Annotated in this window: 10 protein-coding genes and 1 tRNA gene; 5 read left to right on the forward strand and 6 right to left on the reverse strand. The window is 57.6% G+C overall.

Annotated elements, in window-relative coordinates:
* The first annotated feature begins 38 nt into the window (after positions 1 to 38).
* The 3 genes from ROSMUCSMR3_RS02120 to ROSMUCSMR3_RS02130 all read left to right on the forward strand — a co-directional run bounded on the left by ROSMUCSMR3_RS02120 (position 39) and on the right by ROSMUCSMR3_RS02130 (position 3210).
* Complete coding sequence (locus ROSMUCSMR3_RS02120) at positions 39 to 482, forward strand: MaoC family dehydratase (RefSeq protein WP_008282995.1); 444 nt, start codon at positions 39 to 41, stop codon at positions 480 to 482.
* Positions 483 to 523: 41 nt separating this feature from the next.
* Positions 524 to 1492, forward strand: a complete 969-nt coding sequence (locus tag ROSMUCSMR3_RS02125) for a glycosyltransferase family 2 protein (protein ID WP_081506296.1) — start codon at positions 524 to 526, stop codon at positions 1490 to 1492.
* Between the two features lie 197 nt (positions 1493 to 1689).
* Positions 1690 to 3210: a DEAD/DEAH box helicase gene (locus tag ROSMUCSMR3_RS02130; protein WP_081506297.1), complete on the forward strand. Its 1521-nt coding sequence runs from the start codon at positions 1690 to 1692 to the stop codon at positions 3208 to 3210.
* 51 nt (positions 3211 to 3261) lie between these two features.
* On the opposite strand, the gene ROSMUCSMR3_RS02135 is transcribed toward ROSMUCSMR3_RS02130, so the two are convergent.
* Positions 3262 to 4548, reverse strand: coding sequence for an ATP-binding protein (locus ROSMUCSMR3_RS02135; RefSeq protein ID WP_008282998.1), 1287 nt, complete (start codon positions 4546 to 4548; stop codon positions 3262 to 3264).
* Between the two features lie 39 nt (positions 4549 to 4587).
* Between ROSMUCSMR3_RS02135 and ROSMUCSMR3_RS02140 the strand changes: the two genes are divergently transcribed.
* The gene (locus ROSMUCSMR3_RS02140) at positions 4588 to 5520 is read left to right on the forward strand and encodes an MBL fold metallo-hydrolase (RefSeq protein ID WP_081506298.1); all 933 of its coding nucleotides are present in this window, start codon (positions 4588 to 4590) and stop codon (positions 5518 to 5520) included.
* A 58-nt stretch (positions 5521 to 5578) separates the two neighbouring features.
* Positions 5579 to 5653: transfer RNA gene (locus ROSMUCSMR3_RS02145), tRNA-Asn, on the forward strand.
* A 408-nt stretch (positions 5654 to 6061) separates the two neighbouring features.
* Here the strand turns inward: ROSMUCSMR3_RS02145 and ROSMUCSMR3_RS02150 are convergent.
* From ROSMUCSMR3_RS02150 to ROSMUCSMR3_RS02170, 5 genes are all read right to left on the reverse strand, one after another.
* The gene (locus ROSMUCSMR3_RS02150) at positions 6062 to 7423 is read right to left on the reverse strand and encodes a sulfatase (RefSeq protein ID WP_081506299.1); all 1362 of its coding nucleotides are present in this window, start codon (positions 7421 to 7423) and stop codon (positions 6062 to 6064) included.
* A gap of 21 nt (positions 7424 to 7444) precedes the next feature.
* Complete coding sequence (locus ROSMUCSMR3_RS02155) at positions 7445 to 8053, reverse strand: sulfotransferase family 2 domain-containing protein (protein WP_081506300.1); 609 nt, start codon at positions 8051 to 8053, stop codon at positions 7445 to 7447.
* Positions 8054 to 8199: 146 nt separating this feature from the next.
* Positions 8200 to 8934 carry a hypothetical protein gene (locus ROSMUCSMR3_RS02160; RefSeq protein ID WP_081506301.1) on the reverse strand — a complete coding sequence of 245 codons (735 nt, stop codon included), beginning with the start codon at positions 8932 to 8934 and terminating at the stop codon, positions 8200 to 8202.
* Positions 8935 to 9078: 144 nt separating this feature from the next.
* Positions 9079 to 10137 carry a glycosyltransferase gene (locus tag ROSMUCSMR3_RS02165; RefSeq protein WP_217521284.1) on the reverse strand — a complete coding sequence of 353 codons (1059 nt, stop codon included), beginning with the start codon at positions 10135 to 10137 and terminating at the stop codon, positions 9079 to 9081.
* Positions 10138 to 10451: 314 nt separating this feature from the next.
* Positions 10452 to 11690, reverse strand: a complete 1239-nt coding sequence (locus ROSMUCSMR3_RS02170) for an NAD(P)/FAD-dependent oxidoreductase (RefSeq protein WP_081506303.1) — start codon at positions 11688 to 11690, stop codon at positions 10452 to 10454.
* Between the last annotated feature and the right edge of the window lie 3 nt (positions 11691 to 11693).

The raw sequence follows: 11693 nt of genomic DNA on the forward strand, positions 1-11693 counted from the left end.
AGCCCAATAATTGCGCACCAAACCTACTGGAGGGGCGAATGTTGGACAATATGCCACGCGGCACGATCTGTATCGAAGACATCGAGATGGGCATGACCCGCCATCTGCGCAAAGTCGTAACCGACCGCGATATCGAACTCTTCGCTGAGGTCTCGACCGACCGCAATCCGGTGCATCTCGATGACGATTATGCGCAAGACACCATCTTTGAGGGGCGCATCGCCCATGGCATGCTCACCGCCGGCCTCATCTCTGCGGTGATTGGCGAGCAATTGCCGGGGCATGGCACCGTCTACATGGGGCAGACCCTGAAATTCCTCGCCCCCGTGCGTCCCGGCGACATGGTCCATGCAGAGGTCGAGGTGATCGGCATCGACCACGGCAAGCGCCGCGTGCAACTCGACTGCCGCTGTCTGGTGAATGGCAAAAAGGTGTTGATCGGCGAAGCCACGGTTCTGGCCCCCTCGCGCAAGTTCGACTGACAGCTCTTGCGCGCGCTGCGGCCTGACCGCATTCTGCGCCCATGAACGCAGCACCCAACTGGGGCGTGGTCGCCACGATCAAGGCCCCCACCCGCGACATCCTCACGTTTGCCGCCCATCATCTCGATCTGGGCGCTCACCGGGTTCATGTCTATCTCGACGCCCCCGACCCGCAGGCCGAAGCCGCCCTGCGCGCCCATCCAAAATGCCGTGTCATCCTTTGTGACGACGACTATTGGAACCGCCGGTCACGCAAGGGACGCCCCGACAAACACCAACCGCGCCAAAGCCTCAATGCCACCCACTGCCTCAACAAACGTCCACAGGTCGATTGGCTGGCACATATCGACGTGGATGAGTTTCTCTGGTCCGAAATCCCCATCGCCGACCGTCTCGCGCGCGTCGCCCCGGACCGCCTCAGCGCCCGTGTTCGCCCCATCGAGGCATTGGACCCCGGACCTTACAAAATCGAGGCCGAACCTTACAGAGCTTACAAATCCTGCGCCCTCTCACAGGCTGACCGCCGCGCCCAGACCAACGCCATTTATCCCACCTACGGCCCCTATCTCAACGGCGGTTTCCTCAGCCACGTGGCAGGCAAGGTCTTTGTGCGGACCGGGCAACCAGATATCAGTCTGCGCATACATAATGCATTTAGAAACAAAGTGATGGACGACAAAGCTGAGGAGTTACATGAACTTCGCCTCTGTCACCATCATGCCGCCACCTGGGATCACTGGCTCGCCGCCTACCGCTACCGCCTCAGCCTGGGTTCCTACCGCGCCGAATTAAAGCCAGCCCCCCACTCCGACGGCTATGCCTTTAATATGCATGAATTTTTTCACATGCTTGAGGAAGACGGAGGGGAACCCGCCCTGCGCCGCTTCTTCTCCGAGGTCTGCACCGCCACCCCAGAGTTGCAAAAACGCCTTGCGTCTTACGGTCACCTTCATCACATCAATCTCGACCTTGACGCAAAGCGCGCCCGCCACTTTCCGGAACATAGCTAAGTGTTTCCAATTACTGCATAATCCTGCTCCGCACCCCTTGGATTGTTGCGCGGATTATGCGGTGCATTGACGCTGGTGACGTTCTCAGGTAAGTGCAGCGCAGCGGGGCATCCATGTGGAGAACCACAGGCCCATGAGGGGCCCGAACCCGCATCAGTCGTACGGGCCATGATTGCGTCCGTAAACCACGGATACACATGACAAAATTTTCCGATCTGAACCTGAATCCCAAGGTGTTAAAGGCCATCGAAGAGGCCGGTTACGAAACGCCCACCCCCATTCAGGCCGAAGCCATCCCTCACGCGCTCGTCGGCCGCGACGTTCTCGGCATCGCCCAAACCGGCACCGGCAAAACCGCCAGCTTCACCTTGCCCATGCTCTCGCTTTTGTCACGTGGACGCGCCCGCGCCCGCATGCCGCGCAGCTTGGTCCTGTGCCCCACGCGCGAACTCGCAGCCCAAGTGGCCGAGAATTTTGATACATATTCCAAACACTTAAAGCTTACAAAGGCGCTGCTCATCGGCGGCGTCAGCTTCAAGGAACAGGACAAGCTGATCGACAAGGGCGTTGATGTTCTCATCGCAACGCCAGGTCGTCTGCTCGACCATTTCGAACGCGGCAAGCTCTTGCTGACCGGCGTTCAGATCATGGTCGTGGACGAGGCTGACCGCATGCTCGACATGGGCTTTATCCCTGATATTGAACGGATTTTCAGCCTTACCCCCTTCACCCGTCAGACGCTTTTCTTCTCTGCCACCATGGCACCCGAGATTGAGCGCATCACCAATACCTTCCTGTCGAACCCCGCTCGGGTCGAGGTTGCCCGTCAGGCCACCGCCTCCGAGACGATCGAGCAAGGCGTGGTGATGTTCAAACCGCCCCGCCGTGAGAATGCCGATAGCGAAAAACGCAAGTTGCTGCGCGCACTGATCGACCGCGAAGGCGCTGCCTGTAGCAATGCCATCATCTTTTGCAATCGCAAGATTGATGTAGATGTGGTCGCTAAGTCTTTGATAAAATACGGATATGATGCGGCACCTATTCACGGTGACTTGGACCAAAGCCAGCGCACGCGCACACTCGACGGCTTTCGCGCAGGCACGCTGCGCTTTCTGATCGCCTCTGACGTGGCCGCCCGTGGCCTTGACGTGCCAGCGGTCAGCCATGTGTTTAACTTTGACGTGCCCAGCCATGCAGAAGATTACGTTCACCGCATTGGGCGCACCGGCCGGGCCGGGCGCAGCGGCAAGGCGCTGATGATCTGCAACCCGCGCGACGAAAAGAACCTCGCCGGGGTTGAAGCGTTGATTCAAAAGGAAATTCCCCGGGTCGAAAGCCCCGTAACCTTCACCCCTCCGACCACAGAAACCGAACCGCCGCAGGGCAGCGAGGAGCGCCCCGCCAAACCGCGCCGTGCACGCAACGTGAGCCGCGGAAAGCCCGAAGCGCGTCCCGCCGCCAGCCACAAGGCCCCGGAAACCGTTTCCGAACAGGCAGTTGAGGCGACCCCAGCACAGGAACGCCCACAGGAACGCCGCCCCGAGCGGACGCCCGAACCCCGGCAGGACCGCAATCGCGACCGCAATGACGATAACGCCCCGCGCCACAGAGAGGGCCGCGGGCGTCAGGATCACGGTGGCGGGCCGCGTGTCATGGGTCTTGGGGATCATCTGCCCAGCTTCATCGCGCTCAGCTTTGATGAGAGGCGCACCGGGTAACCCGTTACTTTCGAAGCATTTTATCAAAAATCGTTGCGCGGTGAGATGAGATCATCGCGCAATGACAATATCCGCGCACAGGCCACCTAGCCGCGCGCTCTCTCCCAATCGTAGTGTGCCACCATGCGCCCGCGCCACATCTAGCACGATGGACAAGCCCAAGCCGACCCCCATGCCGCGATTCTGGTTTCGCGCAGGTTCCAGCCGGGTGAATGGCTTGATTGCATCGTCCCTGCTGTCAGGCGGAATGCCAGGCCCGTCATCCTCAACCCTGATTCTCAATGATTTTTCGGTCATGACCACCGAAACCTCAGCCCGCGAGCCATAGCGCACCGCGTTGTTGATCAGGTTCTCGACCGCCCGGCGAATATTCTCCGCCCGCAAAGCCACCGTGCCCACGCCCCGTGCCTCCACCAAAGTCACGTCATTCTGTGCACGTTGGGCATCTTCGACAATCTGTGTCACAAGCGCAATCGGATCGACCGGTTCCGGCTCGCCCTCATGCGCCCCGCGCGCAAAGGCCAGAAACCCTTCCAGCAAACGCTCCATATCGCGCACGTCCCGCAGCATGGGGGCCGCCTCTTCATCCTCCAGCATCGCAAGGCTCAATCTCAGCCGGGTCAGCGGCGTTCTCAGATCATGGCTCACGCCCGAGAGCATCAGCGTACGCTGCTCGATCTGCCGTTCAAGCCGCGCTCTCATGTCGAGAAAGGCATTGCCCGCAGCCCGCACCTCTAGGGCACCAGAGGCCCGATAGGGCACATGCCGCCCGCGCCCAAAGGCCTCTGCCGCCTCAGCCAGCCGGGTAATCGGCTTGAGCTGTTTGCGCATGTAGACATACGAGACAACGGTCATGAGGATGCCATAGAACGCCAGATTGAGCAGCACTTGATAGGGCCGCCGAGCGGACACCCGGCGCCGGTCAAACACAAGCTCGACCACCCCGCCATCCCTATGAAAATAAAGCATAACAAACTGATTATCGGTCAGTGAAACACGCTCGAGATCCTCGAAATAGCCACGCAATTCGCGAATGACCACGCTTCCCGAAAGGTCGAACCAATCATAGTCATCGGCCTCTGGCATCTCGGATGCGGGCACCCGCCGCCGCTCGATTTCCAGCATTTCTGACACCGGGCTGCCTTCGGGTTCATCAAGCACCAAGCGCACCTCGCGCGCCACCGTCTTAACCATTTGCTGCGTGACATCGTCAAACAGCCTCTGGGCAAACACGAGCGACACCACCAAGAGCAGCGTGATCACCGGCAAAAGCAGGATCAACACGGCCCGTGCATAGAGACTTCGCGGAAGATAGGGTTTGAGCCAACGCAACGACATGGCTAAACCTAGCCGCGCGCGCAGCCATAAGGAAGAGCCATGCAAGCCGACCAAGGAAAAAGCCCCCCTGTAGGCATGGCCGAGGATGTCGGACAGGCGATCCGTCGCATTCTTGCGCCCAACCCCTCGCCCATGACGTTTTGGGGGACCAACACCTATCTTGTGGGCACGCGCCGCCTTGCGGTGATTGACCCGGGCCCCGACACCCCTGCCCATCTCGCAGCGATCCTTGCGGCCTTGGGTCCGGGCCAGAGCGTGAGCCATATTCTTGTCACGCATGCGCATCTGGATCATTCCCCTCTTGCCGCGCGCCTCTCGGCTGAAACCGGCGCACCGGTGCTGGCCTATGGCGATGCCACCGCCGGGCGCAGCGCCGTGATGCAGAGCCTCGCCGAAAGCGGGCTTATGGGCGGTGGTGAGGGCGTGGATACGGAGTTTGCCCCCGATCTGGTGCTCTGCGACGGGGAACGGATCATGGGGGACAACTGGCAGATCACCGCGCATTGGACACCGGGGCATTTCGGCAATCACATGAGCTTTGAGATCGCAGACAGCGTGCTGTCCGGCGATCTGGTGATGGGCTGGGCCAGCTCTCTGGTCTCGCCACCAGACGGCGATCTGACAGATTTTCTACGGTCTTGCGCGCGTCTTGGCGCGCTGAAGGCGCGGCGCTTTCTGCCCGGCCACGGGGCAGTGATCGAACATCCCAAGGCCCGCGTCGACTGGCTCGTCGCGCATCGCAAAGCGCGCGAGGCGGCAATCCTCGATTCCCTCACGCGGGCACCGCTGACCGCCACCGAGATTACCAGCCGCGTCTATGCCGACAGCCCACAAAGCCTTCTCGCCGCGGCCCGCCGCAACGTGCTCGCGCATCTCATCGACCTGATGCAGAAATCCCAAGTCGCGCCAGTCGGCGGACTACAGGCAGACGCAAAATTCGCACGCCTCCAAACCACCTGCACCTCGTCCTAAATTTTTGTCACAAAGCCTCTGGACCTCCCCGAATCCGGTTGCTATACGGCCCAAGTGTTCCGGCGTAGCTCAGCGGTAGAGCAGTTGACTGTTAATCAATTGGTCGTAGGTTCGATCCCTACCGCCGGAGCCAAAGATCTCAAGGGGTTAGCGGGAAACTGCTAACCCCTTTTCCTTGGGTTAGTCGCTTTTTTGTCGCTTATTTCAGCCTAGTAGCGCCATTTTTGAGGTGTCCTGCCCTGCTTCGCAACGTAGTGCGGCCGGTTCAGCAAATTCATGATGAGAGCCACTGCGGCGGTCTCAAATTGGCCAGTGGCATTCACACGAAACTCGCCTAGTTCTTCATTGTCGCAGTCATCTGCCTTCATCCGCAACGTAGCGCATCTGTCCTTGACGCTTGGTGTGTCGAAGGTTGTATGGATATCGTGAGCGAAGGCGTTGCGTAGCTTGAGTGAGCAATGGAACATGGCAGAGAACGGTATGACTTACGCGGCTTCAGCGTAAGCTCGATAAATCGCCAAAGTCCGATTTTGTTTTGCAATCAGACTTTTAGGGTTGGAAGCGCTTCAGGCATCTGTCCCAAACACATCATGCGCTGTGCGAGGCGCAGCATAAGCTCGTCCTGGATTTGAGCATGTCGTGGCACACCAAACAGGTTCGTCGTCTCGTAACGATCCCGCCGCAGATCGAACAATTCGCCTTTGTCCTCACCGTAAAGGCATAGCTTCCAGTCCTCCGTACGCAGCATTGATCCAGGTCCAAACGCCGTCGGTGGCATTGCCCCTTTGATGACATGGCCGGATATCGGCTCTAGGGGCTGTCGCACAAGCATGCCTGAGTCGGCGTAAACGTCACGTCGCCCCACCACCTTGCCCGCCATCGACCGGGCATGCGAGCCTTCTGGCTGCTTGAGACCGCATAGATCGAGAACTGTCGCCATGCCGTCCATCAGCTCGACCAAGCCAGAACACACGCCGCGCGGCACGCGCCCTGTCGGATCCCAAATCACCATCGGCGCCCGGATCAAGCACTCGTAAAACGCTGGAATCTTGTGGGTCACACCAAAATCACCAATGAATTCACCGTGGTCGCTCCAGAAGAGGACGATCGTGTTTTCAAGCAGGTCTAGAGCCTCAAGCTCGTTCAGAATACGCCCAACCTGATCGTCAACATACCGGATCTGCCCGGCGTAGATCGCCATCGCCTGTTTGAGCTCTGCGACCGGCATGTTGATTTCATTGCTGTGAATGCGCCAGTTTGTCAGCCGGATGATTTCTCCGTCCACTGGCGCCTTGCGATAATTCGGTGAAAGCTCAAACTGATCTGGGTGAAACAGGGACGAGTAGGGTTCAGGACAGGCAAAAAATGGATGCGGGTCCTGATAATTGAGGGTCAAAAAGAATGGCTGGCTTGTCCGAGCTTGGCGATGGATAAACGCGAGCCCCTCATCCGTCAGACGTTTGGTCAGGTTCCACTTTGACCCAACATCAAGGCTCGTGCTGTCCCATGCATTTATATAGTCTGGGTGGCCACCCATGATCCCTATGCAGATGTCCTCTCCTTCATCATACAGGCTACCAATCACATTTCCTTTGAAGGTGTGGTCCTTGCCCCAAATCCCTCGCACATAGCCCGCGTCACCCAGCACGCGCAGGGCATTGGGCTGCGCCTGATCGTAGGTGCCACCATATTGCCGAATGCCGTGTTCGATAGGATATTTCCCAGTTAGAAAACTCGTCCGGCTCGGCCCACACATAGGGCTTGCCGCAAAGGCGTGGCTGAACCGCGTTCCCATCGCTGCCAGCCGGTCCAAGTGCCGGGTAGCAATGAACGGATGGCCCTGACACGAGGCGTAGTCCCACCGCATTTGATCTGGATTGATGATGACGATATTTGGTTGCATGGGCAGGAACCGCGTAAGGGATCAAAAGGAGTAACCGAAACGATCAATCTCGGGCGCGAATTTTTCGGCCACGAGTTCGATAACATCGTCTCGGACGAAATAGGATCTATAGGCGTCGCGCACAGAAGCATTGAGGCGCGGAAGAGCGACGTCACCAAGCCCAAGCCGTCCGCAAAGTGCCTTGAAATCCATCTCAAGAGTTTCGTACTTCAAGATGACATCGACGTTGTCAAACGGATCGCTCTTCAGATCATCAAGGGTAAGATAGTGCGCATGAGGATGGACCGTATTGCTGATAAAATGCGCGAAGTCCTGCTCTGACCACACCACAGCTCCGCGGTGCGGCGAAAAATAATACGAGACGCAGCGGTCCCACGGATTTCGCACGCAGGTAACTTTGATCAGCCGCGCATAGCGCTCCTGGTCCAATTGGCGTCGATAATCCTCCAACGTCGCGTGCTTGTGAATTTGGAATTCAGGAGAACGTATCTCAAATCGATTTATCCCGTCGTGGTGAGGTCCAATCAGGGCGATGCGATCATCACTGTAGGGTAAGAGAGCCTTTTGAATTGAATTGCCGCCCGTCTTTGGCACGTGAATAAAGATAAAATTGAATGAGCTAGAAAGCATCGTGGTGCGGCCCTCCCGATATATGGACCTGATATATCCCTGGGCGTTATCTCATCTTAGCGGTTTATATGACCGACGGGTTGCCTGCAAACTGATAAACCTTGAAGGGGTCATCTTGGCCGTTTGGGTGGACATGCGACAGCCGCTTACACAAAGTCAGTGACGGGCATCGCCCTTTCTAACAGCGCCTCGTAGACCATGCGAACTTCAGGCTCCATTGACTGCGTCATCCCTTCGTCCTCATCGCTTGTGCGCAGGCTCTGTTCGTAAAAAGGCGCCTCTGTCAGGCCTTCCGTCGAGACACCAAAGCTATCGGCAATATAATCCACCGCCTTGTTATAAACATCGGCAGGCCAGTCAAAACTGACCAGCGGGATGTCATGGGCCGTGATATGCTGCAGCAGTCGAAGGTTATATTTCATCCACAAATCAATGGGGGCGATAACGGGGAGTAGGTTAGGGCCACGGCGCTGAAGTGAGCGAACCACGGCAAAGGGGTCACGAAAGGTGGCGACATAGTGCATATCCGGCACCGCCTCCTGCCAGAATGGCAATGTGAAAACGGTGCGTGGATCCTTGAATCCCCAAATCGGACGGCTGGCAAGGGATGCAATATGTGCATCCCGACGTGCCCGAAGCTCATCGCTCCATCGCATCTCTTCGGGTGGATTGTCCCAAGTGCCGCCATTCAGCTTCAGAAGGTCATTGTTGATTTGCATGATCTCGGGGTTTTCCTTGTTGCCCCGTCGATTGAACTTGGCAAAATTGATCACATCACCAAGAAACAGACCGCGTTCCTCCAGACATCCAGCCAGACAGCTCGTTCCGCTCCGATGCATCCCAAGGATGCAAACAGTCTTTGCCGCGTAGGTATTTGCCATCTAAAGCCGCCCTGCTGTGCCGAAGAACCATCGCTCACGTTGGTCCGATTTGGTATGTAGTTTAATTCGTCACGCCGGTCGATGTCGTCTCTCTGCTCGTTGACACTAAAATGGCTACCCTGAAACACAGCTTGCAGAACAGGATCATCTGGTCAAATCGCATATGAGTTCGAAAAAGCTGTCCATCGTATGCGAAAAAGAGGCTGGCTCGCGTGCCTCTGCCAGACGGTTTCGAATATCTGCATCCATGGTTACACGTTGAACAATGGCCGCGATGTCCTCGCATGGCTGGTCTTCGGCCATATGTGCGCCAAGCCCAAGTGCCGCAATTCGTCGGGCGTTTTCCAGCTGATCCCCGATAAATCCGGGGGCTACGATCATTGGAACGCCATTTTGCAAACAGTGCCAGATCGTGCCAACACCACCCAAAAACAGAAACGACGATAGACCCGGCATTACCGTATTGAATTCAATCCACTGGTGCAATTCGACATCCTTGCCACGACTGACCGAGTGGAAATGCGCGTGAAGGTCAGGATGATTGCCTAAAAAAAGGCTTACACCGTTGCCTTCGGGTATGTTTGCGATCAGCGCCTCTGTGAGGCGTAACAGATGTTCTGTGGAACCCTGATTTCCGAAGGACACCCCGATACGGCGGACATTGGGTGCGAGCGCGGGCGAGGTATGGTTGTGGATGCTGATGCTCGCCGGATCGTTCACGTGCGCGTAGAACCGCGTCGGCAGAAACTGCGCGTTCAGATACGGTGATCGGAGCCATCCACTGTCCAGCCGGCCCTTCTGCCAGCCAAGCTCGTCCTTCAAGCGCTCACCAAGATCATGATACTCCTGAACCGGCTCCGGCCAGGGGTGAATGTTGAGGTGCCCTTGGGCCGGGTCTGGGAAGAAACGCCAATACCCACCCGGCGTTCCCATCGCCGCATAAGGCAGATCAAGCTGAGCGACAGCAAGTCCAGCTCCTACAAGCAGGCGGTCGATAAAGACCATGTCAGGCCGATGCTGCGCAATGCGCTCCATAACGCGCCGCAAACTTGCGACCCTACCGTCATGTACTGCTGGGTTTTTCGCTATGTCGTCGATATGCGGCATGGGCATCAGGCGCAGCCGGTTCAGATCGCCCGCTTGCTCCACGTCGCAGCCATGTCCGCGTAACCGCGCGACTTGATCCCCATATGTGATCCACACGCTGCTGTGCCCTGCGGCCTCAAACTTCTGGCTAAGGCGCAAGAACCCCAGACCGCCAAAATCCATGTGCCCATAGGCGCTTGACACAAGAAACAGGACTTTGATGCCGTTACTCCCAAAGCTTCTTCAAGGCTGCGCAACCTAAGCGTTCAGCCTGGACCGCGATTGCGTCGAATATCGCGAATGCGAACATCCGTATCAAGGTCTTTGCTCACAAATCCTTCGACCATAGAGTGATTTAAACTATCCCCATGTCGCTCTCGCAACTCGCAGAAGGCGTCAGGTGGCTTTTCGCGGAGCTGAACACTACGGACCTAGAGAAACCGATCCATTTTGAGGGCATCAAGCGAGGCATTTGCGGGGCATCCTGATATGATATCCGCCAAAACTTCGCCGGTTTTGGGGGCCATCATCAGCCCATAATGGCTGTGGCCGAAAGCAGCAAAGAGACCATCCTGCCCCCGCACCGCGCCCAAGGCGGGCAAGCTGTCGGGAAATGAAGGTCTGCGGCCCATCCAGAAGGACCCTTGCGCAGTGCTCAGATCAGGGCACATCGCCTTGGCTTGACGTGTCAGAATAGCTTGTTTCCGGGGATCAGGTGGCGCGTCAATGGCCGCAAACTCTGCGGTACCAGCCAAACGCAATCCGCCAAGCATGGAACTGGCGACGGCCTTGCCATCGACATCCATCACCGAGTGATTGAGAGTGACACCGGGGGCCGCAAACTCCACATGATACCCGCGCTCTGCCACCAGAGGCAGGTTGATCCCAAGGGCCCGCAGCAAGTCTGCTGACCAAACCCCCGCGGCCAGAACAACGCGCGGCGCTGTGAAATTTTGGCCTTTGGCGAAAATCGTCCAACTGCCATTTTGATGCGACAGACGGATCACTTCAGCCTGAACCACCTCGATCCCAAGCCCCCGCGCCTTCGCGGTCAGGACCTGACCAAGCTGACCGGGTGCGCGGGCACGCGCCTGACCTTTGATCACCACCGCGGCCCTGAAGTCAGACGAAAGTCCGGGCTCCAGCGTCTGCAATTCCCTTGGACCGATCAGGGCCAGATCCCCGCCCTTTTCCACACGGATGCGATAATCAAGGTTCTTCAGACTGGCTTTGTCCGCAGTGCGGAAAGCGTGGATGTAATAGTTCTCAGCAAGCAAATCCTCATGGCCAGTTCCGGCAAGAAGACGGCGATACAGGTCCACGGATGGACCGCACAGATACTCCATACAATCGGACGCGGCACGTGCCTTTTCCTCTGTTGCGTGTCGTAAGAAGCGCAGCCCCCAAGGGATCATACGCGGCCAAAAGCGGGGACGCACCGAAAGTGGGCTATCTCGGTCCAATAGCAATCCAGGCAAGGTCTTCCATATCCCTGGCATGGATTGCGGGATAATGGACCACGGAGAGATAACACCGGCATTCCCGAAAGAGGTTTCTTGTCCGGGTATGCCTCTGTCAATCAGGCGTACCGAGAAGCCACGTTCACAAAGGGAAATCGCCGTGCAAATCCCGACAATACCGGCACCGATGATGGTTACATGACCGTCCATACC

The sequence above is a fragment of the Roseovarius mucosus genome, assembly GCF_002080415.1.
Lineage (GTDB): Bacteria > Pseudomonadota > Alphaproteobacteria > Rhodobacterales > Rhodobacteraceae > Roseovarius > Roseovarius mucosus_A.